Below are 25383 nucleotides of genomic sequence, written 5' to 3' on the forward strand. Positions count from 1 at the left end.
TTTCAGATAAGTCTAATAATTAAAGATAAAGGTTTAATACCCATGTGTGGCATTACCGGTTTTTGGGATATATCTAAACAATTTAGTGGCGAGCATTTGGATGAGACTATTCAAAAAATGTCAAAAACCTTACTACATCGAGGCCCCGATGATGGGGGAATCTGGACAGATGTAGAGGTAGGAGTTGCTTTAGGACATCGGCGTTTGTCGATTGTTGACCTCTCACCGTTAGGACATCAACCCATGATGTCTGCAAATGGTCGCTATATGGTTGTATTTAATGGAGAAATTTATAACTTTTTAGAATTACGGCGTGAGCTAACTCAATTAGGTCACAATTTTCGGGGACATTCTGACACTGAGATCATGTTGGCGGGTTTTAGTGAGTGGGGGTTGGATAAAGCTATTCGGCGCTTCAATGGCATGTTTGCTTTTGCTTTGTGGGATCGCCAAAAGCGGATTTTACATTTAGGGCGCGATCGCTTGGGTGAAAAACCCCTCTATTATGGTTGGCAAGGTAGCACCTTTCTATTTACTTCTGAGTTAAAAGCCTTAAAAGCCCATCCCAATTTTCGGGCTGAAATTAACCGCGATGCCTTAACACAGTTTTTTCGATATAGCTACCTTCCAGCACCCTATTCAATCTACCAAGGTATCTACAAGTTACCACCAGGAACACTCTTATCCTGGAATGGTATTGATGCTCATCCAGATCCAGTTACCTACTGGTCTGCTAGGGAAGTCACAGAATTGGGCATTGCTGAACCATTTATGGGGTCAGAATCGGAAGCTGTAATCCAACTAGAAGCTCTATTACGAGAGGCGGTAGGACTACGTATGGTAGCAGATGTGCCATTGGGTGCATTTATCTCTGGTGGAATCGACTCTTCCACCATAGTTGCATTGATGCAGGCACAAAGTAGCCAACCAGTGAAAACATTTACTATCGGTTTCAATGAAGAAGCTTACAACGAAGCAAAACACGCCAAAGCCGTTGCCAAACACCTGGGTACAGACCACACCGAACTATATGTCAACCCCAAAGAGGCGCTGGAAGTTATTCCTAAACTACCGTTTCTCTATGATGAACCTTTTTCAGATGTGTCTCAAATTCCTACCTTTTTGGTATCACAGTTAGCCAAACAACAGGTAACTGTCAGTTTATCAGGGGATGGAGGAGATGAACTGTTTGCTGGATATAACCGTTATTTATTTGGTCGAAAAATTTGGCAAGCAATTGGTTGGATACCAACAACCGTGCGTAAGAACTCTGCACGTGCTTTGACTAGCGTATCGCCTCAAAATTGGAATCGTGGTTTTGCTAATGTTAATGCCTTACTACCAAGCAGAATTAAACAACCTGAATTCGGAAATAAATTACACACCTTTTCCGAGATTATGGCACTTCCTAATCCCACAGCAATATATACAAAGTTAGTTTCCCACTGGGAAGATCCTAAAGCACTAGTCATAGATGGCTTAGAGCCTCCAACAATCTTAAGCAATTCTCAAAATTGGCCACACCTACTTGACTTTACCCAGTGCATGATGTATTTCGACACCGTGACTTACTTACCAGACGATATTCTCGTCAAAGTAGATCGAGCCAGTATGGGGGTAAGTTTGGAAGGACGTATACCTTTCTTAGATCACCGCTTAGTTGAATTTGCTTGGCGATTACCACTATCTATGAAAATTCGGAATGGTCAAGGAAAATGGCTATTACGCCAAGTTTTATATAAATATGTGCCTCCCACTTTAGTTGAGCGTCCGAAAGTAGGTTTTGGAGTTCCAATTAATAGCTGGTTACGAGGCCCTTTAAGAGATTGGGCTGAGGAATTGCTAAATGAAAACCGTCTGAAGAACGAAGGTTTTTTCAATCCCAAGCCTATTAGAGAGAAGTGGGAAGAACATCTTTCCGGTGCTGCAAGTTGGGAGTATCGTCTATGGGATGTGCTAATGTTCCAGGCTTGGTTAGAAGCAAATCATTGACTATTCGTATTTAGTATTTCAACTTGATAAAGTTTAACAAATTCTTAAAACCACATTATTTGGAGGTTTAAATGAATGTATTAATTGTTTCCTCAAGTGAGGGTATCACCCTATCATTATTAAGATGTCTGGGATTACTTAATATTAAATCTCATGTAATCAGCGTCTGGAAATCTTCAGGTTCATCAAGATTTTCAAGATTTTGCAAAAATTATATTTCTTCTTTTATTACTGAGTCTTCACAAGGGGCTGAAAACATAGCTGATGTAATTAATGATTACTGCAAACAGCAGAAAATTGATATTATTATTCCATCAGGTCTTTTAGGCACATTTTTAGTTGCTTTAATTAAAGAGAAATTGAGCTATTCGTCAGTTTTTCCGATAAACGATGCGGATAAGATATATAATTTGAACAATAAATGGCAATTTTATCACCTGTTGAGACAACACAATATTCCCACCCCAAAAACAATATTGATTGAAACACCAGAACAAATAAAATTATTGAATTTGAATTTTCCTGTTATGGTCAAACCTTTAGATAGAGGTAATGGATATGGAGTCAAAAAGATAGATTCAATTGTAGATTTACATGGATACATATCAAATGCAAGTCAAATAAATAATTTACCTATATTGGTACAAGAATATGTATTTGGTTATGATATTCTCCTGAATGTACTTGCAGAAAATGGAAAACTTATAGCTTGGACAATTAATAGGAGAGTTCCCTACTTTTTTGAGTTTTTTCAAGATGAAAATATTTTAGAAATAGCTCATAAGATTATAGATTCATGTAATTATACTGGTGTAGCTAATTTCGATATCAGATTTGATGAGAGAAGTAATTCCGTTAAGGTAATAGAATGTAATCCCAGATTTTGGGCTAGTTTCGGAGCTTCAGTATCCTATGGAATAGACTTTGTAAACTTAGGTATATTGTTAGCGCAAGGACAAAAATTGCCCGACAATCTGAAGAAAGAAGTTACTTGTACAGAACCTGAAAAAATTCCTTATCCATCGCCAAGTCAATTTCTCAAAGGATTGCTACTAGCTAAATATCCTTTTGCGGCGATGAAAAAAATTAGTAGCGATCTGGCTTGGCAAAGCATTTTAGACCCATTACCCAATATTTACGAAAAAATCTGGAATCGATTAGGCATAGTCAATACCCATGATGGAGTAATGTTAAATAAACTGTTATCAAATTCAATTAGAGTAAAGATTTGAGTTGAAAAATTTGCACTTATTTTAGATGTCCTTGACAAAAATTACGTAAATTTTTGTATCAAGATCCAAGGTTTTTGACTTGAGGCGCTATGAATGTATTGCATATTGCAACCATAATTTAATTTTTGATCAAATACGGGGACTGAAAGCACGTATTTATAAGCATTTTCAGCCTTATTCTTTCTCAAAAATGATTGTGGATTGCTATATAAGATACTTCTGACGCTAGAAGTTGGATTTGATTGGAAATTCAAAATCACAGAACGTAATTACAACAAGTACTCTGGGCATCTAAATATATGCAAATGATTCGTTTTTGGAAAAAACTGAAATTTATTCGATGGGTAATGCTCATATTTATTACATTAATTTGCTTAAATATTTGGCAAATACCTAAAGCATCTTCGGCAATTGGCCCGGTTTTATATATGGTTCCAAGTTTGAAAAGAATAGGACAAACAGAGAAAATAACAAACACATCATTAAGCAAAATTTATGCTGCTAAAGGCGAATATGAATCGGTACAATTAGTAATTAAAGCTCCCTCAAGTGGATTGACTAATGTCAATATTTCGGTATCAGATTTACTCGGTTCCAATAATCAGATAATTCCGAAAAATAACATAACTCTATATCGGGAACATTATGTTTATGTTAGTCATTCCAGCCCGAATATGAGAGATAATCTTAACCCTCCTCTGGGCGTTGGTTGGTATCCTGATGGGCTGATACCATTTTTAGATCCAGTAACCCAAAAGCCTCCACTAACAGGTGAATTAAAAGCAGTTCCATTTCGTCTCCAGTCCCAATATAACCAACCTATTTGGGTGGATGTATTTGTCCCTCGCAATGCTAAATCTGGTGAATATACAGGGAAGTTTATTGTCACAAGCGATCAAGGAAAGGCTGAAAGTAAAATAGTCTTAAAAGTTTGGAATTTCGAGTTACCTTTAAAGCCTTCGCTGAAGTCTTCTTTTCCATTTTGGTACAACAAAACTAAGATTGCTAATGAAGAAATGCTCAAGCATAAACTCATGCCTAAGCATATCAACCCGCAGGATCAGCAGGGTTTGGTTCAGCAAGGGCTTGCTTCGGCAAGTCTTGGTTATTGGAGCGGAGCGGATATCAGTACATGTAAGATGAATTCACTCCCTTCTTTTGAGGAATTCCGAAAAACTGCTGCATCCTATCAGTCGGATCTGTTTTTATATAACTACACGGCTGATGAAATTGATCGTTGCCCATCTCTTTTTCAACAGATAAAGCAATGGTCTAGAAATCTGCATTCGGCTGGGGTTTCTAACCTTGTGACAATGATACCCACACCTGAGCTTTATGACGATGGTTCTGGGACTGGGCGCTCTGCTGTTGATATTTGGGCAATTCTCCCTAAAATGTATGAGCAAGCTCCTGATAGAATAGCCAAAGTGCTGCAAAAAGGAGACAAAGTTTGGTCTTACAACACATTAGTGCAAGATGAATACTCTCCTAAGTGGCAGATAGATTTTCAACCGATAAACTATAGAATTCAGCCAGGTTTCATTAGTCAAAGTCTGGGATTAACTGGAATTCTGTATTGGCAGGTTGATCTATGGACAAAAGATCCCTGGCATGATATTCAAACCTATTCTAAAAATAATGGCGATAATTTCCCTGGTGAAGGAATGCTTGTTTATCCTGGCAAACAGGTAGGGCTTCAAGGAGTCATCCCATCGATGAGACTCAAATGGTTGCGGGATGGAGTTGAGGATTACGAATATATGGAGATTATCAAAAAACTTGGTAGTGGAACTTGGGCATTAAATATTGGTCGAACCGTTGGTAAGGATTGGAAAAATTGGACACGCGATACAAATGTACTGGAGTCAGTGCGATCGCAATTGGGAGCAGAAATCGACAAACTCTCCTTCCTGAAAGCGAATGCTAAATGAGTTTAGTGAGTCATGAATTGGGAGTAGAACAATATTTATAAATCGACAAACTCCCATTTTTTAAAGCATTCATTCCAAATCAAACAGATAATTTCAAATACACAAACATTTTTAAATTAGAGTTTATCAGCATAAAAATTTATGATCAAAGTTTTAGTCACAGGTGCCGCAGGTTTCATTGGTTTTCATCTTAGTCAACGATTACTAGCTAGGGGAAACGAAGTTTTTGGACTAGATAATCTCAATGATTACTATGATGTGAATCTCAAAAAAGCTCGGTTAGCTAAATTGCAGGATAACTCGAGTTTTAAATTTTACCAGGTCGATTTGGCTGACCGAGAAAGTATGGCTATGCTATTTGCTGAAGAGGGCTTCGATGTAGTAGCAAATTTAGCGGCACAGCCTGGAGTCCGCTACTCACTCAAAAATCCCCATGCCTACATAGATAGTAATGTAGTCGGTTTTATCAACGTTTTAGAAGGTTGTCGCCACTCAAGAGTCAAGCACTTAGTCTTCGCTTCATCTAGTTCAGTCTACGGTGCAAATACGAAAGTACCATTTTCTGTACACGACAAGGTAGATCATCCAGTTAGTTTGTATGCTGCTACCAAGAAAGCCAACGAGTTAATGGCTCATACTTATAGCCACTTGTATGGTCTACCGACTACCGGACTCCGCTTCTTTACAGTTTATGGGCCGTGGGGTCGTCCAGATATGGCACCATTTTTATTTACCAAAGCAATTTTGGCAGGGGAATCAATTAATGTATTTAATTATGGTCAAATGCGTCGAGATTTTACTTATATTGACGACATCGTTGAGGGTGTTATCCACGTAATAGATAAAATCCCTAAACCAAATTCCAGCTTGTCAGAAAAGGCGTCCGACTCAGAAATTAGTAATGCTGCTTACAAACTTTATAACATTGGGAATAATCAATCCGTTGAATTAATGCGCTTCATCGAAGTTATAGAAAACTGTTTGGGCATGAAAGCAGAAAAGAATCTACTGCCCATGCAACCTGGGGACGTACCTGTTACTTATGCAGATGTTGATGATCTTGCAACAGATGTGGGTTTTAGACCTAATACACCAATTGAGGTAGGAGTTGAACGCTTCGTCAGTTGGTATCGTTCTTATTACCAAGTTTAAATATCAAAAGAGCAACTCTCTAGTTTTCTTATAAATTTCCTCTCAAAGATGGACAAAAAATCTTCGGTTTCTCCCTTACCTACCAAAGCTTTAAGCGATGATAAAAATTCTCCAATTACTGTTTGGCACATTGGCGGCGAAGATATACGTCTTCGTATTCCCCTGTTGCTAAAACTGCGAGAGAAAGGTTTCAATGTTGGGGCGGTGGGATCTGAAGATGGAAATGCTTTTGCAGATAATCAGATTCCATATTTTCGATATACTTTAGAACGTGGAATAAACCCCTGGGCTGATATATACACTCGCAGCCAACTGTCGGCTTTATTTAGACAACATCAGCCAGATATTGTTCATAGTTTTGATACTAAACCTGCTATGATTGCACCCATTGTGGCAATGAAGACCGGAATTCCTGGACGGGTGCGAACTATAACTGGAATGGGTTATGTCTTTTCTTCCACATCGACCTTAGCACTTGCCCTCAGACCAATATATCGTCACCTTCAAAGGCAGGCTGCGATCGCAACAGGGATAACTATATTTCAAAATCCTGACGATCGCGAATATTTCTGCAAACACAAAATGGTACTAGATGGGCGGGATGATTTAGTTTTAGGATCGGGTATTGATGTAGAAGGACTGATGAAAAACTCCGCCGAACCAGAAAAACTGGCAGCAACACGACGGGAGTTAGGACTAGAAGGGCAGCTTGTAGTCACAATGATCTCACGTCTTGTCATCTCCAAGGGTGTGAGAGAATATCTTCAGGTGGCTAGCATTGTCTGCCAGCAAATGAAAAATGTAACGTTTCTCTTAATCGGTTCTGTATCTTCTGAAGGTGGACAAGCCATACCCATACAAGAAATTCACCAACAAGCCGGGGTTGTTCGCTATCTTGGGCCTCGCAATGATATACCAACACTGTTGAACTTAAGCGATGTATTTGTGTTGCCGAGTTATTACCGTGAAGGAGTACCAAGGGTTTTGTTAGAGGCTGCGACGATGGAACTCCCTTTAATTACAACTGATATGCCTGGTTGTAAAGAAGTTGTAAAAGATGGCTGGAATGGTTTGCTAGTTCCTCCCAGAGATACCAAAGCTTTAGCTACAGCGATTTTAAAACTTCTAAATTCTCCAGAACAAAGAAACCTCATGGGAAAACGAAGTAGGGTACACGTTCAGACGAACTTCAGTCTTAACCAAGTAGCAGATGCTTATGCTGATATTTATAACCGGGTTTTAAAGCTGCCAAAAACATTGAAATAATAAATAATTTGATAATTTTTCTTCTAATGAGACTTATATGACTAGCGAAATTGAAGCAATCCGTCAACGTTATCATCGCCGTCAGCAAATCCCTGAAGCGTTTTTATACGATCCATTGAATCCATCTCGTCATATGCTTTATCAAGAAAAGCGTCAAGCATTGATTCGTTGGATTAATTGGGCTAATCTAGCCCCAGTTCAAGACAAACGTCTACTAGAAATTGGTTGTGGTAATGGAAATAACCTGAGCCTATTTATGTCTTTGGGTTTTCAACCAGAGAACTTAGTAGGAAATGAATTGATCGAAGACTATGCAGTAAATGCACGCCGTTTACTTCCAACAGGAACTCAAATTTTAGTTGGTGATGCGTCGACTCTGAATTTAGAAGAAAATTCGTTTGATATTGTTTTTCAATCAACGGTTTTCACTTCAATTCTAGATCCTAAATTTCAGCAAAAATTAGCCAATCGTATGTGGTCGATGGTTAAACCTGGAGGAGGTATACTTTGGTATGACTTTATCTTCAATAACCCGAAAAATCCTGATGTCAAAGGCGTTACTAAAAGACAAATTCATCAGCTATTTCCCAATGGAGATATCAAAACTTGGCAATTATGTTTAGCGCCTCCCATTAGTCGCCAAGTTACTAAAATTCATCCCAGTCTTTATAATGTTTTTAATTTATTTCCCTTTCTGCGGACTCATGTCTTGTGTTGGATTACCAAGCCATAATTTTTTCATTCCTTGCTAATTTTAATTACTACATCCTATGCCAGAATTCATCCCTTTCGCTTTACCTGATATTGGAGAAGAAGAAATTAGTGAGGTTGTTGATTCTTTACGATCTGGTTGGTTGACTACAGGACCTAAGACCAAACGTTTTGAGCAATATTTTGCAGATTTCATTGGTTCTGGAGTAGAAGCGATCGCAGTTAATTCTGCCACATCAGGGTTACATCTCGCTCTGGAAGCATTGGGAATTGGTCCCGGAGATGAAGTAATTACCACAGTCCACACCTTCACGGCTACAGCAGAAGTGATTCGTTACTTAGGAGCCAATCCAGTCTTTGTTGATATTAATTTAGCTACTCTCAACATTGATGCTAGCAAAATTGAGGCTGCTATTACTCCCCGCACTAAAGCCATCATGCCTGTCCATTTTGGTGGACTTGCTTGTGATATGCAATCAATTTTAACAATTGCCCAAAAGCATCAATTGAAAGTAGTTGAAGATGCTGCCCATGCTATCCCGACAACCTATCAGGGTAAGTTGATTGGTAGCTTAGATAGTGATGTCACCGTCTATAGCTTTTATGCAACCAAAACCATTGCTACAGGTGAAGGGGGTATGCTAGTAACCCGTAACCCGGAAATAGCTCAAAGATGCCGAACTATGCGCTTACATGGCATCAATCGAGATGCTTTCGATCGCTATACCTCAACTAAACCCTCATGGTATTACGAGGTAGTTGCACCAGGCTTCAAATATAATATGACAGATGTCGCGGCTTCTCTTGGTATCCATCAATTGAAGAAAGCCAAGACACTACAGCAACAACGAGCTGCGATCGCTAATCGATACAATATAGAACTAAGCGACTTACCTTTACATCTGCCAGCATTACCTGCTGATGGAGATATTCACTCTTGGCATCTATATGTAATTCGTTTAGCCGATTCTGTACAAGTTAGTCGCAATAACTTTATTGAGCAATTGGCTGCTAAAGGGATTGGTTGTAGCGTTCACTATATTCCTTTACACTTGCATCCCTACTGGCGCGACACTTACAATCTCTGCTTAGAAGATTTTCCTCAAGCATCCTATGCTTCTGAACGGATAGTAAGCCTACCAATCTACACAAAAATGACTGAGGCAGATCAAACTCATATCATTGAAATCATCAACAAAACTTTGACTTGAGCCTTTAAGCAACACATTCTGAAACAGTTTAATTTAAAAATAATCTCAAGACTAAGTAAACAGCTTTTGTCTTAATATTTTTGTGTTTCAATATTCATTCTTAAAACTGCTGTTCAGGTAAAAACAAAAAAATAGTGCTATTACAGTAGCATATTGCGCCGCAGATTATACTAAATTTTTCTATAAAATTGCACTCACAAAAGGCACATTTTTATGAAGAGTTGATGTATTTAACACAAAAAAAGTTAAAAAATAACTCATATAGCTATAAAATAGTAAAAACAACTACACATTAAAGTAAAAAAATTAACCTAGTAGAAAACTGTACATAGTCCTTTGCGCTGTTTTAATAGGAGCATTTTTTGTCTTGAATGTAATGATGATTTTGCAACATTCAGTTTTTTATTTTCAATCAGTTAAATCAAATAACTGGAAAAAATTACCAGAGATCACTCCATCATAAAATTATCTAACTTCGAATTAGTACTGATAAATAACTTAAATGTTGCTGCATTTATAGCGTTTCCCAATCTGGCGCTCTACAGCTTCATCTCAGTTGCTTAAAAAAGGCTATACGTTGGCAGTTAGCTGATCTGGCTATTTAAAAAATTGAATATTTTGATTATTTATTTACAAATACTTAATAAATATTTGTCCATACAAAAATAAACTAACTTACGCATTTTTAATTGATGTTAATCATGGCTAAACGAATTTTTGACTTACTTTTTGCTCTAATTGGTATTTTGATCCTGTCACCCCTATTTTTCACAATAGCAATATGGATCAAACTTGATTCTCCAGGAAATGTGTTATTTCGACAAATTCGCATTGGACGCTTTGGACGTGAATTTAGTATTTACAAATTCCGTACTATGGTGGCTGATGCCGAAAGCAGAGGAAAACAAATTACAGTAGCTAAAGATAGCCGTATTACCCGAAGTGGACAGTTTTTAAGAAAATATAAGCTAGATGAATTACCACAATTATTCAACGTTGTAAAAGGGGAAATGAGTTTAGTTGGCCCTCGTCCTGAAGTTCCAAGATATGTAGCATATTATACGGCTGAACAACGTCGAGTTTTAGATGTACTTCCGGGTATTACGGATCCAGCTTCAATTAAATTCCGAAATGAAAGTGAATTACTAAAAGATACTGCTAACCCTGAATATGTCTATATCAACGAAATAATGCCTCAAAAATTAGAATTAAATATGCAGTACCTTGGTCAAGATAACTTAGGTTTTGCTCTACTCATTATCCTGAAAACATTACAAAAGGTGATTGGAATATAGAATATGACTTTTAAAAATCTGTAATCTGCTATGCCTTACCAAGACGACAGGAATTCGTCATTCTGCTTTAGATAGTAATTTAGATCTCTGCCTGAAACAAAGATACCTATGAAGGTAGGAGCTAAATTACTATTCTTAATTACTATTAAGATCACAAATTTAATTTTAAATTATTATACTAAGCTAAGCTTATTCAGCCTTTAAAAATAATTTATGGAATCACAAATAGTTTTTTTTGCATTTGATAAATATTGGCAAATATTGAAGCGTCGGTGGAGGCCAAGTTTAGCTGTCTTTATCCCAGCTTTTCTGTTTTTGGTGCTGACTTCATCTTTAAAAAAACCTGCTTATGAGGCAGAAGGCAAGCTACTATTTCAAAGGACAAATACTATCTCTTCCTTGACGGGAGTGGGAGCAGGGATAGGTAATTTAGAAGCAGTAGCACAGGATCAGAAAACTAACCCTCTAAATACAGAAGCAGAGATTATTCGCTCTGTACCTCTTGTGCAAAAAACTATAGACAAACTTATTTTAACAAACGAACAAGGTGAAGCTTTAAAACCCAAAGAGTTACTGAAAAAGTTAACTGTTAAAGATATTAAAGGATCTGATATTTTAGAAGTTTCCTATAAAGATATTGACCCTGAGAAATCTGCAAAAGTGGTTAATTCAGTGATGAATATTTATTTAGAATATAACGTCTCTTCACGCAGGAAAGAGGCTGCTGCAGCCCGTAAATTTCTTCAAAAGGAGTTGCCAAAATCTGAATTAATTGTCAGAAATGCAGAAAGCGAATTAGCGAGTTTTCAAGATATGAATAAAGTTGTTTCTCTGCAAGAAGAAGCAACTAAATCGCTAGACGTAATTACAGAACTACAAAAGCAATTTAGCCAGGTTCAATCTCAAATTGCCAATGTCAATGCCCAGTCTCAAGATATCCGCAAGCAGTTGAATATGAATTCAAAACAGGCGTTAGCTCAGACTTCTCTGAGCCAATCTCCTGGGTTACAAGATATTCTCAAAGAAGTCCAGCAGTTAGAGTCTCAACTTGCATTGAGGCGAACTGTTTTGCAGGAATCTCATCCTGAAATTATTAACTTAAAATATAAGTTAAAAGCCTTAAAAAATATAATCCAACAACGAGTAACACAGGTTGTAGGGACAAATGAAATACAATGGAATGGTAATTTGCAGATTGGGGCACTGCAACAACAACTAACTGGAGAAATGCTCAGGTTAGAGTCAACTCGCCTGGGATTAGTTAGCCAAGCCGCAGCTTTATCCAAATTACAAGCAGTCTACAAAGAAAAACTGAAAACTTTGCCCAGATTAGAACAACAACAGCGCCAGCTGGAACGCAAAGTACAAGCATCACAATCTACATATACACTTTTGTTACAAAAATTGCAAGAGAGCCAAATTGCAGAAAATCAAAACGTCGGTAATGCCAGTTTGATAGCTGAAGCCGAAATCCCTGACCAGCCTATTTCTTCTAATATGCTTTCGTACTTTAGTTCAGGTTTACTTGCTGTTTTAGCGACCTTGGCGACTATATATATTCTGGAAATAAGAGATAAATCCATCAAGACTGTTGATGAAGCAAAGCAATTAATAGGGTTTCCTTTACTAGGTGTAATTCCTACCTTTAGCAAGCATCAAAAATCTTATGTAAGCGACGAACAGATAGACTTATCTACCTCAAAGCTTGTTGTCAAAGGTACTTATCCCTCTCAAATTATTGAAGCTTATCGGATGTTGCGGACAAATTTGAAGTTAAAAGGTGGTGATAAACAGTTAAAAGTTATTGTTGTCACTAGTTCTGTGCCCAGAGAAGGTAAATCAACAGTAGCAGCTAATTTAGCAATAGTAATGGCACAGATGGACCATCAAGTCTTACTGATAGATGGGAATTTGCATCGTCCAGTTCAACATCAAATTTGGGAATTAAATAATAATCAAGGTCTTAGTAATCTGATTCTTGAAGAAGCCAAAATCAGTACTGTTATCAAAACAGTGATGAATAATTTGGATGTCCTAACTGCTGGACTAGTACGACCTTCTCCAGCATCTCTGCTTGATTCAAAATGTATGGATTCTTTGATTCAAAATTTTGCTATCAACTATGATTTCGTAATTATTGACGCTCCTTCATTAAATGTCGCAGCTGATGCAGCTACTTTAGGTCAAATGACTGATGGCGTTTTGTTGGTAGTTCGTCCTGGGGTAGTTGATTCTGTTCAGGCTGCTGTTGCTTGTGAAATTTTAGAAAAATCTGGTCAGAATGTTCTTGGACAAGTTGTCAACGCAGTTGTATAGCCAAGTAAGTGCGGTATTCTTGTAGATAAGGGGTTATCGCCTATGTGCAACTGGCGTGCAAATGACCTTCATCGGAGTTTAAGTTGACACAAAGAACAGATGTGTGCGTCCAATGCGTATTGCATCTAAACAATAACCGCTATAAATTTTTAGCTATATGGTGAGGTAAATCATCCAAACTAAAAAATCAAAGGTTATTAGTAAATAATCAATCAAATTACAGATGACTCACTACCAAAAGTTACTCAAAATTTCCACTACTGCCAAATCTTTTTACAACATCACCGCTAAAATTGAAGCCGCAGTCACAGAATCGGGGATTGAAACTGGTCTTTGTACTTTATTTTTGCGCCACACTTCAGCTAGTTTAGTTATTCAAGAAAATGCCGATCCTGATGTTCTTGTGGATTTAGCGAATTTTATGGCAAAACTTGTCCCAGAATCAGGCAAATATATCCACGATGCAGAAGGCCCCGATGATATGCCAGCACACATTCGTACTGCACTTACCCACACTTCTGAAAATATCCCTATTAATCGAGGTCATTTAGTACTGGGAACTTGGCAGGGAATTTATATTTGGGAACATCGCCAGCACAGTCATTTAAGAGAATTGGTTATCCACATTTCTGGATAGCTGATTTTCCAGTTTGATTCCAGCTTGAGTTTTGTAAAGTTTAAATACTCTGGTTAGTCTGCCTACCCTTTGGATATAATTTCATAAACTCGTGGTAATATACATTAAACAAATTTCGCCGTGATACAGGAATCCAGTTTGATTTCTGAAAAAATACGTAGTAACGCACCCAACCCTCGATAATGGTGGGTTATGAACTCTGCTCTAATACACCCCCTACATACCTAGTTTTTCAAAAATTAAATAATAATCCTATAACTTTGCAATGAAAATTATTGATACGAAATTAATTAGACATATCATATTAAACAATTATTGTCATTTTGTAAACTCAAAAGTTAAGTTTATTTTGACTTATTTAATAATTTACTTAATTTCGATATACACTAATAGTTAGTATAAGCTGTTTGGGTTATTTCAATTACTATGAAGCAAGAACTGACACCAACTCATACTTTCCAATATATTGATGAAATCCTTGCCCAACAGTCTATTAATTTATTATCACTTAATCCCCAAAAGAAATTAATTACCAGCTTTGCTGAGTTGGAAAACTTAATTACTGAGCAAAACACCGATATTGAACTTCTTACAAATCTTCAGGAAACTCTCGAAGTCATAGTCTGTACCCAGTTACAAAACTTCCCAGAAAATATATTTTGGGATTTTGATTTTCTAGTTAGTAGTATGCTTAGGCAGGCTTTAGCAGCAAATGAGGGCGCTATTCCTTTTCTCAAAATTTTTGGTGAAAAGATGGTTTCTCTGGTAGAAATGTTCGGAACTAAAACAGAAATTCGCTTTCGTTATGTTCACGATTTTATGTATGGGTTTGAGTGGGCGAGGTGGGTACAAAAAGAACCACAAAAACGCGCATACATAGAGCCTTTTAGTCTAGTTTTTTTGGATTACTTACTCGCCAAAGGTAAGGAACTTGTACAAAGGATTAATCATGGTCAGGTCGTATCTTATAAACTATGTGATACAGGCTACCGGAATCCCTTCACTTTTTCTCGTGAACCAGAAGACGAATATCGTCTACTCACTTATCTAGCTGAGGAGCAACTTATCCCAGTAGCAGTGTGGAACTGGAATGCAAGCCCAGTATGGAACAAACCTTTCCAAGAAATGCGCCAGCAATTAGCATTAAAATTAAATATTCAACCACAGAAACATTGATTAGCAATTAAAAATTGCTGAAGAAAATAATTATGAAAATTGTTGATTTAATTACTTGGTTTGAAGCGTGGGCAAATCCCGCTTGGTGTGAAAGCTGGGATAATTGCGGTTGGCAGATTGAACCAGGAGTTTTGCAGGAAAAAGCACGGGTTTTGGTATGTTTGACACCGACTTTGGCAGTAATGGAAGAAGCGATCGCAGAAAATGCTAATCTGATATTCGCCCATCATCCCTTGATTTTTAATCCTCTCAAATCTTTACGCACTGGTGAAGCGATCGCAGAAATGGTACGGTTAGCTTTTACCCACAATATTGGTATTTACAGCGCTCACACCAATTTCGACCAAGTGCAGGATGGTACAGCTGATGTATTAGCTCAAATTTTAGAACTCAAGGAAGTTACTCCCATAGTACCAACACAAGCAGGATTGGGATATGGTCGTGTTGGTTTGTTAGAGCCATTTTTGACACTACAGGAATTACTCGCAGCTATTCAAACCCGACTTGCTCCCCCTAATTTGATTTTTTCCCCAACTACTGACTTACAGCAAATAATTTCACGAGTTGCTGTTTTGGGTGGTTCGGGGGCTGGTTACATTTCAGCCGTCGCCAAAACTGGTGCCCAGGCTTATCTGACTTCTGACTGTAAGTTTCATCAGTTTCAAGAAAGCCGAGATGCCTACGGCGGGCTGCGCCAACGCAATCTTATTTTAATAGATGCGGGACATTATGCTACCGAACGTCCAGCTTGCGATCGCTTGGTGCAAAAATTCCAGTCCCTAAACTTAGACTGGGTGCAATTAAGCCAAAAGGATGAAGATTTCCGCCAGTTTTTTGCTTGATTGCTTATGTTTCGCTATATTTTTGATATTGTCAAACTATTTAGCCTACCAAGATTAATGCCGAATATATTTGTATTAAAATTTCACCGTATATCCGGACTAGTCCCATCTAAATCTTATATTTAATACTATTTTTGTGATACAGATCACTAATTGCGTGTAACTATAATCACATGATGTTAATGTTCCATATCAACTAGTCGCAGAAGAAAATGTTCCACACTTGATATAACAAATTGTTTACTCTGTCCTAACCAAGATGATTCGCACAATCGTTGAATCTGCTTTCCAAACTGGATATCTTAGTGTTGAATCTGAGGGTTTACTCAAGCAAGTGCTAGCTACTAAATGCTATCAGTCAGAGGATTTGCCAGACCTTGCAGCCCTATATGACGCAGTTCATGCAGGTAAAATTAAACGGGAAGCATCCTCATCGAACTTGCTTATAGAATTTCCCCTACCACATAAATCTTCCTGATCCTCTAAAAGAACCAGAGGACCCGAGAAAAGCTTGTTGCAAGTATTTATGCTCACTCGTTATTCCATTCTCTTGCCCTTCTCTTACCCATCATCAGGCAAAAAACCTTAAAAATTCAAAACTCTTTGGGTGTTGTTGCTGAAAACCATCAAGGTCAGCAAGAGAATGAGTTAAGATCAGATACAAGTGGGTAAAAGTAAAGCCGAGTCCCCGGACTTCCCAGCAATGCCAATGAATAAAAGTAGGCAGATTAAACAACCGCAATCAACGATTGTTTTGGAGTATTATTTATTACATAATGGTAAGAATGACTCACCAAGAAATATGAACCTGATTAGGACAGATTCCGAATTGTTTGACTTCTATGAAGCAGACGTTCCTTAGAATAAGCTGAAAGGAGATTGAATTCATTACCAAAGGAACTCATGATTTATTGCCCAATATTTCCCAATATTTTGACAACTACAGGCAAATTTTGGCATTGAGTGATAAAGCGTACTTGTTCTCAACGGTGAAATTAACCTCCCAAAGGTGTAATGTAATGGGGTAGAACCCAGATTTTGACAGGTTTAACTACGTTGTTTAAAAAGGCAGAAACAGTACATGCTACACCGCAAGATTTATCAACTCTGTTGCGATGGGCGCGAGGTATGTGTTTTCTTGCGGGACCAGCAACGCTGGATTGAACGCGCCCGCATCATCGACATAGAGGGAGATTTAGTGACCCTACGCTATGAAACAGAAGAAGAGGACGAAGTTTGTTCTTGGGAAGAAATGGTTCGCCTTGAGAGCATTGGTGCTGTAACGCAAAAACTGGCTTCAGTGCCACGTGGAAATGTGGAACCTCTGATGACTGAAGACTGTCCCGAAGCCGAACGCATCCACAACCGTTACACTGACTCGAATCCAGAATAATCAGTGTTGAGGAGCCAGTACTAAAAACAGGTTTCTCGTTGGAGGTAACTGGTTTCTGATTCTGCCAGCTGATTCGCTAGGCTCTCCACTTACCCCAAAGGGAGAGCCTAGCGTCAAGGGAAAAGCCACTGGCTTTGCCTAGTGCCGAGTTCTAAGTCATAAATCCTAACTCAGGACTCAGCACTAGATAAACCTTCAAAAGCAGGACAGTAACCTTCAAGAGTTACCTTAAAGTTATACAACGGCGAAGCTGGGTTCCAACACCTCTGTCCTCTTTGATGTCGGCAAGTACCACAACAGTCAACATCCGTCCATGTATAGCGATCGCTATTTTGGCTAAGAAGTTCTCGTTGAGACAATCCCCTTAAGACTAGTTCTTCCCCTTGCCAACGAGCTTCGATTAAACCAGTATCGGCAAATTGCCGCCAACGCGGATCGGCAGTAATCATATTGGGTAGGGTAATTGTGATTACTGTTCCCAACTCTGTCAGTTCGCCTTCGTAGTTAGTCTCTGGTGCTGCTGGTTGTAAGAATGTGTCGCCGATAGGCAATTCTACTAAGGTGTTAGCCGCCGGAGAATGTACATGGTAGCGGTTTTGCAACTCTTCCAAGCTAGTCAGGTCTGCTAAGTAAGCAGGAGAACCGTGGACAAAAATGACGTGCTGGGGTCGCAAATTATGAATTAGCTGCGTAGTACCAGGGCCATCACTATGTTGCGCTAAGAGATAGCTTTCAACAGTGGTGGGTGCCAAATATTCTTTATTAACTTTTATATCAATTTTTTCTGGAAGAAGGATCAGCCAAGGACCGGTGTCTAGTTGGCAGTGTTTGCCTAAATCAGATGTAGAGTCGGTGAGGACTATACAAGGCGACTTGCCCACTGTGGGACGATGTTCTGCTTGTAAACGACGCACGCGGGGACGTACCCGTTCATCCCAAAATAAGGGTTGATGGCGGGCGAAGTTTTGCACAGATGGGGGGAGGTGGGGTAACAGTTCTAGGTAAGCATCGCAGCCAGTAGCGACAGCACCATCCACCCAGATATCTAAATCTCTTCCGGTGAAGTGGTGATGAGAGCGTAACAGCATTAGCATCTCTTGACCCAATCCTAAAGCAGGAGTGGGAAGGATTACAGAACAATGGTCAGCGATCGCCCGATTAATTCGCTCTGCTAGTTGATTTTCCTGGTTGCGGCGGTGAGGATGACGGGATGTGCCATAACTGCCTTCAATGATCAGCACATCCAAGTCTAAGCCCCGCAATTCTTCTAAACGCAAACCTTCTACCAACCGGGAATTTGATAAGAAAAAATCCCCTGTATATAGTAATTTGTAAGTACGCTGCTTGGTGGTGTAGGTAAGAAGAATGGCCACTGCCCCTGGTAGATGCCCGGCTGGAAATAATTCTGCTACTAAACCATCTTGAAATTCCACAGGCGATCGCAACGGCAAAGCATGACAAAATTTGGAAATTTCCTCAGCATCTTGATCTAGCCAATTCAGTGGCAGTAACTTGCTGGTTACTTCGCTACCATAGATAGGTAACTTGGGATAAGCTTTATGTAGTGCCAGCAAGCCTCTGGAATGATCTGGGTGGGCGTGACTAATCAAAACTAAATCTGCTGGTAGGGGCGAACTAGATCCACGTTCCGACTTAGTAAGCCCCTTAGCCAGCGATGAAATATCTTCCATACCACAGTCTAACAGAATGCGGTGTGGCCCCATCTTTACCAATAAACACACGCCCTCATCGTGATGCTGGACACTATAGGGCAAACATTCTAATTCAGTACCTACTTCCGCAGCATCTACGCCAGAAGATGCCGACAGATTATCCCTCATAATGTCCTCCCCTCCAACCTCATCATCATGGACATATCCCAAAAGCCAAAAGTTACGTTACACAAGTTTTGGTTTTGTGACTTAGGGGTAAGTTTTCGCGTGCGCCCCTACACCCTGAGAATACAGATTTTTGATTGGGGAGGACGCCTCAGCCGAACCCGCACTGGTTCGGAAAGGTGGGCTAACGAAAAGCCATCAAACTAGGAGCTAAAGGAGTTTGCCTCTTGTGTGTTTTACCTTTGCAACTTCTGAGCGCTGTTAGCAAACTCACCCTACGGAAAGTCGCCCAAGCCTCTACAGATTTATTTCAATGTGCGGAACCATTGCCGTGATAGTTATCTGAATCATAGAATCCGTTTTTCGTACCAAAGAATAAGCACGAAAGCGTGAAGATAACTGTTAATCCAGCTAGAATCAGCTTTACATCCATTCGTTTGCTGCCCCTTACTCAAGACTTTCTTATATTAATTTAGTGCTTCCGCAATCAAACCGGATCGCTAGAAAATCTTTACTATGCTTATGTGGATTGGGCAATAGGCAACTTTACCACAATCAGTCAGATTGTAGAACTTTTCGGTTCACCTGTCCATCCATCTGATTTAAACTAAAATTTTCACTGTTTCCGGCGTAGTTCTTGATTTAAAGAGAGGTGTACGCATTGTCTATTGATTTGAAAGCTACTGTAAATCAAATGATGACATACAGCCTCTAATGAGGTCATGGTGTACATATCACATTTGATTCATGACTTATATGAACATCTTAATGCTATCATCTACCTTTCCCTACCCACCAACGCGCGGGGGAACCCAAGTCAGGACATTTCATTTACTTAAATACCTGAGTCAACGCCATACTGTTACCCTCGCTACTCAACGCGAGGGCGATGTTACCGACGCTGAAGTAGCAGAATTACGCAATTGTGTCGATCATCTAGCCATTTTTGAACGCCCTTCAGATTCTGGAACCACAGGAATATTGAAGAAAATACAGCGATTTGGTCAATTTTTGCAACAAGGGACACCACCAAGCGTACTTAACCGCTACTCAGCTGAGATGCAAACATGGGTTGATAACTGGGTAGAAGCAGGGAAATGTGATGTAATTACCTGCGAACATAGCGTCAATGAAATTTATGTGCGATGTCTACGACGGGCTACGCCAACGCATTTTCAGAAACAGCTAAAAACCATAGTGAATGTTCATAGTTCTGTTTACGCTACCTGTCGCAACCAACTAACAACAGGCATTTCAGAAAATTCCCTGAGAGACAAAATTAATCTACCGCTTCTGCGGCGTTATGAGCAAAGCTACTGTGGTAAGTTTTCGGCAATTGTAGCGACAACAGAAGAAGATAAAATTCAACTACAAGAATTTAACCCCAATAGTGAAATTACAGTTATTCCCAATGGCGTAGATTTACTTTCTTTCCCCAACCGTAGCACCGATCCAGGAGGACATCGCTTAATTTTTATCGGTGCAATGGATAATTTGGCAAACATTGATGCTGTCTGCTTCTTCAGCAACGAAGTCTTGCCAGCAATCCAAAAACTTTATCCTGATACAATTTTCGATATCGTCGGTTCTCATCCAGTGCCAGAAGTTTTAGCACTCGATCAAAAACCAGGAATTAATGTAATTGGGCGTGTGCCTTCAATGGTAGAATACTTGCATAAATGTACCATCTGTGTAGTACCCATGCGAACTGGGTTTGGCATTAAAAATAAAACTTTAGAAGCAATGGCAGCTGGTGTACCTATAGTAGCTAGCGATCGCGGCTTAGAAGGATTAGCCGTAGATGGCACTAGTCATCCATTACGGGCATTACGAGCAAATACGCCAACGGAGTACATCACCGCTATTAGTCAACTCTTCGATCGGCCACATCTGCGTGCAGAATTGTCTCATAACGGTAGACATCTGGTAGAAACAGATTTTACTTGGGATATCGCTGGTAAAAGCTATGAACAAGTTTGTCTAGGGAAAGCCCATCTGCCTCTAGATAAATTCTAATTGTTTTTTCTTATCGGTCTGTAACAAATGTATGCAGAGACATTGCAATGCAACGTCTCTGCATCGGTCGGACAAATTATGCGATCTAGATCGTATTGGTTGTTAGTTAGCTTGTAAAGAAGCACGTCAATTATTATCAAACTTAGTAGAAGCACCTAAAACAAGTAATTTTTTATGCTTGCGCTTATTCTTATTCTTGAGAGTATTCAAATAACTATCAACGTAGCGGAAAGCAGCAGCACCGTCATAATCAGCAATGGCTATAGCTTGTAAGAAAACCTTTGAAGGAATTTCAAACGCTAAAAATCTTTCTGTTAAAATCAACAAATCTTTATCTGTGGCGGGAAAAGTAGTCTCTTCTGTCTCTTCTGTCTCTTCGGGTTCGTAGAAAATGTCTTCAATTAATGCTCTGTACACTTTGTACCTCCCCAAAAGCATAAGATGCAAAGCCTGTGATAAAGTTTAACTGCTGATCGCGAGTTTGTAAGTTAACTGGGAGTTCGGTACCAGGACATCCTATTTCCCGTAAAATCTCCAAACAATAAGCACCGAGTTGAGTGTATGGAGCTTGCTCCAATTCTTGAGCTACCTCTAGAGCCATCTCCAGATTAACTTGGATAACCGTCGTTACAGGGTTGGTCATAAACACGCCCTAATAAACTGGATGTTCTTAGTTTTGATCACAAGTACAAATAGCGTAACGGTGTTTTTGCGGAATTTATGAAGAGGGGAAAATAAAGTATCAGCGCATTTGCGGTAATGTATCGAAAATTATCCAAACAAGACTGAAAGCTTAACAATTTCAATCTGGGTGCGATCGCTACACTAAAATACATTGACATTCACTTAATGTCAAAGACAAGCCAATGTTTGCCTTATGCGTATAAATACTTGTTAAAGACGAAAGCGCTTGCCAGAAAACAAGCGAGGAAATGTGAAGATATGCCTGGGGCATGAGCCTACGGTGGGCAGGTACGCCATCGCAGTTAAATATTTTCTTGTTGGGGGCGTAAGCTGTTAATCGTAGCGGTCAAAACTAGGACAATTGCCAAAACAAACACGGTATTTCTGAGTATTGAGTTATCAGAGTGTTTGAGTGCGATCGCTACTAGTGCCCAAAGTATTACTCCTGCATAAGCGATGTCTCGACGCTGGATAACTATAACTGCTGCAACTGCTGTTGCTATCAATACCATGATGAGAGTCCATGTTATAGCAGAAATTCCCCAACCGTTCCACCCGTGAAAATACAAGGCACACGCTACATTGACGATGGTTGCCACGCTAATCCAGCCTAGATAAATGCTGATCGGAAAGTGAAGACACCATTTTTTCAGCCTAGGTACACGCGATTTGCCAATTTCTAACTGTACATAAACACCAATCAGGGGCAACAGAATCAAAAGCATTGCAATTACAGAAAGAGCAAAAAGCCTAGACAAAAACAGATATACCCAGATACTTTGAGCAACACAGGCAATCACCAACAGATAACCTGTTTTACGTAAATCAGGCTCATCTCGTTGGTTAGGTAAAGCTTGGTATATCCCAAAAGCAAACAACCCAAGGTAAATTAGCCCCCAGATAGCAAAGGCGTAATTGGCAGGGATAATCAGGACATTTTTAAAAAAAGTATTGGAAATTTCCCCTATACTGAGTCCATTGAGCGGAAAAACGTTCGATAGTACGTTGATAACGAAAGCACCAAAGATTGCAGCCAACGTAACAAGCTGTCGCCAAAAATCCCGGTAATTGCCTCTTGTGGACTGCTGCATAGGATGTTAACTGTTATCTTTTTGTGACTGTAACCATAAGTTTGCTCTGTGATTCGTCGATCAAGACGAGTATTTATACTCAGGAGCGATCTCTTGGTTTTAAGGGTACATAAACCCTGAAATTTCGGCAACTGTATGATTTAAAAACCAAATGCTAAAACTGCGCTCGCAGAAAGTTAAATCAAGCCTTTGGGCTTGTCCTCGCGGATTAAACATATTAGCAATAAGAATACAGACTATTGCGTTGCCAATAAAATTTAGTTGTTGTTCGTGTCGCTTTTGATGCGTAAGGAAAGCGATACACACGTTTGAAATTTTATGGTCTGCAATTATTGTAAATGATTGTAGGCACAATACTCTTCATAGCTTTGACTTGGTGCAAAGATAGTTTACAAAAGTTGCTCAACCAGTTGCCATAATATTGTCTTCTAGCCTTTGAAGACTCAAGGGTAAAAGCCAGATATCGAGCAAGTCAATCTGACTTTCTACATCTCGTGGAGAGTCAAAATTTTGGTACACTCAATCCATCTGGAAGGCTCATTTTTTAATGTATTAAATTAGATAAACTGCTAACTAATTCGATTTATACAAATAAGATGAACATTGAGAGTATTAGCATAAAAAACATCAAAATACAACAAAATATTATCTTACAAAACATTTCCGATCTAGCTTCAACTCCAACCCCAAACGCTGCTCACATACAACAAATAACCGAGAGTTTAGTAAAAATAGTGACAGCAATTGAAAAAATATGCTTCCAGCAGCAAGTAACACCTGCCAACCTGACTAGTTCATCCCGTCAAATATACTCCTGGATGAAGTTCTTGACAGATGAATGCAACCTGCAACTTCATCTGAGAAGCACTTATTATGTGCGGCAAATCGCTAAAGAAATTCTCAGTAAACAGGATCAGGAGTCAGTCGAAGTAATGATTGCATTCACTAATCTTGTACTCTTATACAAGGGTAAAAAGTCTAGTAACATTGCTAAAATTGTGATTAATGAAGGTTTTATTAATGCGTCAGAAGAGGTTTTACAGGCGGTAGTCAAATCTGCCCTTTTGGGCAATAGCCAAGCTAGTACACGACTTATTAGGTCGTTTGCCAGTTCATCAGAATACAGTGATGTACTACTAGAACTTGATTTAATTGCTGAAGTAATTGCAGAGAATGCACAAGGTAAATTTTATAACCTACATCATTTATTTGACAAACTGAACTACGAATATTTTGCGGCAAATCTTGTCAAACCACGCCTTACATGGAGCCAAATTAACACTTACCGTAAGTTCGGACATTATGAGACAGCTAGAGATCGTGTGGTGATAAGTTTGACTCTTGACGATGCCAATATACCGGAGTTTGTTGCTGAATTCGTTTTATATCACGAATTGCTGCACAAGTACCACGGCATAAAGTGGGTTCAGGGCAGAAGAATGGTTCACACAAAAGAGTTTCGTGTATATGAAAGCAGGTTCAAGTTGTACAAAGAAGCATGTGTATGGCTGAAAAAGTTGGCATCTAGCCCAAGACCGTAAATATATTTAGATGTAATGAAAGTCTGTGTAATGCTTATTGTTAGCGAATTGTCAATGTTCTGGAAAAAAACCTAGGTCACGATTTTACGTGATTCTGTCATTGGAAGTAACAACCAAGGTAGAGGTTATGGCAACGATTTTTCAGTAGTGTAGAGGCACTAAAGTAATCGAGAAATTTTTCAATGGCATATCAAGGCGTAATTTTGGATGTAGATGGGACACTTGTTCTCAGTAATGATGCCCATGCTCAAGCTTGGGTAGAAGCATTTTCTGCCTTTGGCTATGAGGTGAAGTTCGAACAAGTCCGACCATTGATTGGTATGGGAGGCGACCAGATTATTCCTAAGTTCGCGCCAGGACTTTCCGATCGACAAGGAAAAGGTAAGGAAATCGCCGAGAAACGTAAAGAACTGATTATCAACAAGTTTGCAACAAATCTGAGTCCCGCCACTGGTGCGCGGCAACTAATATTGAAGATGTTGTCTGTTGGGTTACGTCTAATCATTGCCAGTTCAGCAACGAGTCAAGAACTGTCGGTATTGTTGAAAGCTGCACAAGTTGATGACCTGCTGAGTCAGGATGAGGCGACAACATCTAGTGATGCCGAAGCTTCTAAACCAGATCCAGATATTGTCGAAGCTGCTTTGAGCAAGTTGAATATAGAACCAGCCTCTGTTGTAATGCTGGGCGATACACCCTACGATGTTGAGTCTGCAAATAAGGCTGGTGTTGGCGTGATTGCATTTCGTTGTGGTGGTTTTGATGATAGTCAATTAAAGGATGCGATCGCTATTTACGATGACCCATCTGATTTGTTAACCCACTATGACAGTTCACCTCTAGCAACCAAAGTAATGAAGAGTACATAATCATTTCAAAAGTGGTCAAGTAAACAACTGATTTCTACAATTGGAGAGACGGCGATTTATTGCATCTCAAAAACCCAAAATTTTGCTATTAGCCCTTAACCCAAGCGTATTGGACTATAAACCTGAATGTTAGTTAAAATTTCAAGTTAATTTTTCGCTATTCGAGGTCTTTAACAAATATATTTTAGAG

At 39.2% G+C, this 25383-nt stretch carries 21 protein-coding genes; 17 read left to right on the forward strand and 4 right to left on the reverse strand.

Going from position 1 to position 25383, the window contains the following annotated elements; translation table 11 throughout:
- The first annotated feature begins 42 nt into the window (after window positions 1-42).
- The 14 genes from asnB (at window position 43) to NPUN_RS07055 (ending at window position 17154) form a co-directional block, all read left to right on the forward strand.
- Complete coding sequence (asnB, locus tag NPUN_RS06985) at window positions 43-1992, forward strand: asparagine synthase (glutamine-hydrolyzing) (protein WP_012408102.1); 1950 nt, start codon at window positions 43-45, stop codon at window positions 1990-1992.
- Window positions 1993-2063: 71 nt separating this feature from the next.
- Window positions 2064-3224 (forward strand): ATP-grasp domain-containing protein, encoded by a 1161-nt coding sequence (locus NPUN_RS06990; RefSeq protein ID WP_012408103.1) that lies wholly within the window; start codon window positions 2064-2066, stop codon window positions 3222-3224.
- Window positions 3225-3523: 299 nt separating this feature from the next.
- Window positions 3524-5155, forward strand: coding sequence for a DUF4091 domain-containing protein (locus tag NPUN_RS06995; RefSeq protein ID WP_012408104.1), 1632 nt, complete (start codon window positions 3524-3526; stop codon window positions 5153-5155).
- A 144-nt stretch (window positions 5156-5299) separates the two neighbouring features.
- Window positions 5300-6307 carry an NAD-dependent epimerase gene (locus tag NPUN_RS07000; RefSeq protein WP_041565964.1) on the forward strand — a complete coding sequence of 336 codons (1008 nt, stop codon included), beginning with the start codon at window positions 5300-5302 and terminating at the stop codon, window positions 6305-6307.
- Window positions 6308-6355: 48 nt separating this feature from the next.
- A complete protein-coding gene (locus tag NPUN_RS07005) occupies window positions 6356-7573 on the forward strand; it encodes a glycosyltransferase family 4 protein (RefSeq protein ID WP_012408106.1) in 1218 nt (405 codons plus the stop codon).
- A 37-nt stretch (window positions 7574-7610) separates the two neighbouring features.
- Window positions 7611-8306 carry a class I SAM-dependent methyltransferase gene (locus NPUN_RS07010; RefSeq protein ID WP_012408107.1) on the forward strand — a complete coding sequence of 232 codons (696 nt, stop codon included), beginning with the start codon at window positions 7611-7613 and terminating at the stop codon, window positions 8304-8306.
- Between the two features lie 37 nt (window positions 8307-8343).
- Complete coding sequence (locus NPUN_RS07015) at window positions 8344-9495, forward strand: DegT/DnrJ/EryC1/StrS family aminotransferase (RefSeq protein ID WP_012408108.1); 1152 nt, start codon at window positions 8344-8346, stop codon at window positions 9493-9495.
- Window positions 9496-10196: 701 nt separating this feature from the next.
- The gene (locus NPUN_RS07020; RefSeq protein ID WP_148220262.1) at window positions 10197-10790 is read left to right on the forward strand and encodes a sugar transferase; all 594 of its coding nucleotides are present in this window, start codon (window positions 10197-10199) and stop codon (window positions 10788-10790) included.
- A 213-nt stretch (window positions 10791-11003) separates the two neighbouring features.
- The gene (locus NPUN_RS07025) at window positions 11004-13106 is read left to right on the forward strand and encodes a GumC family protein (RefSeq protein WP_012408110.1); all 2103 of its coding nucleotides are present in this window, start codon (window positions 11004-11006) and stop codon (window positions 13104-13106) included.
- A 223-nt stretch (window positions 13107-13329) separates the two neighbouring features.
- On the forward strand, window positions 13330-13743 hold the full coding sequence (locus NPUN_RS07030) for a secondary thiamine-phosphate synthase enzyme YjbQ (RefSeq protein WP_012408111.1): 414 nt from the start codon (window positions 13330-13332) through the stop codon (window positions 13741-13743).
- A 426-nt stretch (window positions 13744-14169) separates the two neighbouring features.
- Window positions 14170-14919: a hypothetical protein gene (locus NPUN_RS07035; RefSeq protein WP_012408112.1), complete on the forward strand. Its 750-nt coding sequence runs from the start codon at window positions 14170-14172 to the stop codon at window positions 14917-14919.
- 32 nt (window positions 14920-14951) lie between these two features.
- Window positions 14952-15761: a Nif3-like dinuclear metal center hexameric protein gene (locus NPUN_RS07040; protein WP_012408113.1), complete on the forward strand. Its 810-nt coding sequence runs from the start codon at window positions 14952-14954 to the stop codon at window positions 15759-15761.
- A gap of 259 nt (window positions 15762-16020) precedes the next feature.
- Window positions 16021-16239, forward strand: a complete 219-nt coding sequence (locus tag NPUN_RS07045; protein WP_012408114.1) for a hypothetical protein — start codon at window positions 16021-16023, stop codon at window positions 16237-16239.
- Between the two features lie 603 nt (window positions 16240-16842).
- Window positions 16843-17154 (forward strand): DUF6679 family protein, encoded by a 312-nt coding sequence (locus NPUN_RS07055; protein ID WP_012408115.1) that lies wholly within the window; start codon window positions 16843-16845, stop codon window positions 17152-17154.
- 170 nt (window positions 17155-17324) lie between these two features.
- On the opposite strand, the gene NPUN_RS07060 is transcribed toward NPUN_RS07055, so the two are convergent.
- A complete protein-coding gene (locus NPUN_RS07060) occupies window positions 17325-18995 on the reverse strand; it encodes an MBL fold metallo-hydrolase (protein WP_012408116.1) in 1671 nt (556 codons plus the stop codon).
- A 753-nt stretch (window positions 18996-19748) separates the two neighbouring features.
- Between NPUN_RS07060 and NPUN_RS07070 the strand changes: the two genes are divergently transcribed.
- Entirely contained in the window at window positions 19749-21008 is a 1260-nt protein-coding gene (locus tag NPUN_RS07070) for a glycosyltransferase family 4 protein (protein ID WP_041565250.1), read from the forward strand.
- Window positions 21009-21134: 126 nt separating this feature from the next.
- Here NPUN_RS07070 and NPUN_RS07075 read toward each other — a convergent pair whose 3' ends face one another.
- The 3 genes from NPUN_RS07075 to NPUN_RS07085 all read right to left on the reverse strand — a co-directional run bounded on the left by NPUN_RS07075 (window position 21135) and on the right by NPUN_RS07085 (window position 22783).
- Window positions 21135-21425, reverse strand: coding sequence for a hypothetical protein (locus tag NPUN_RS07075; protein ID WP_012408118.1), 291 nt, complete (start codon window positions 21423-21425; stop codon window positions 21135-21137).
- The gene (locus tag NPUN_RS07080; RefSeq protein ID WP_012408119.1) at window positions 21406-21651 is read right to left on the reverse strand and encodes a hypothetical protein; all 246 of its coding nucleotides are present in this window, start codon (window positions 21649-21651) and stop codon (window positions 21406-21408) included. The genes NPUN_RS07075 and NPUN_RS07080 overlap by 20 nt, the downstream gene beginning before the upstream one ends.
- A 343-nt stretch (window positions 21652-21994) precedes the next feature.
- Window positions 21995-22783 carry a hypothetical protein gene (locus tag NPUN_RS07085; protein WP_012408120.1) on the reverse strand — a complete coding sequence of 263 codons (789 nt, stop codon included), beginning with the start codon at window positions 22781-22783 and terminating at the stop codon, window positions 21995-21997.
- A gap of 734 nt (window positions 22784-23517) precedes the next feature.
- Here NPUN_RS07085 and NPUN_RS07090 point away from each other — a divergent pair.
- Window positions 23518-24324: a SprT-like domain-containing protein gene (locus NPUN_RS07090; RefSeq protein WP_234711058.1), complete on the forward strand. Its 807-nt coding sequence runs from the start codon at window positions 23518-23520 to the stop codon at window positions 24322-24324.
- Between the two features lie 182 nt (window positions 24325-24506).
- A complete protein-coding gene (locus tag NPUN_RS07095) occupies window positions 24507-25193 on the forward strand; it encodes an HAD family hydrolase (RefSeq protein WP_012408122.1) in 687 nt (228 codons plus the stop codon).
- Window positions 25194-25383 lie beyond the last annotated feature (190 nt).

The sequence above is a fragment of the Nostoc punctiforme PCC 73102 genome (genome assembly GCF_000020025.1).
GTDB classification, from domain to species: domain Bacteria; phylum Cyanobacteriota; class Cyanobacteriia; order Cyanobacteriales; family Nostocaceae; genus Nostoc; species Nostoc punctiforme.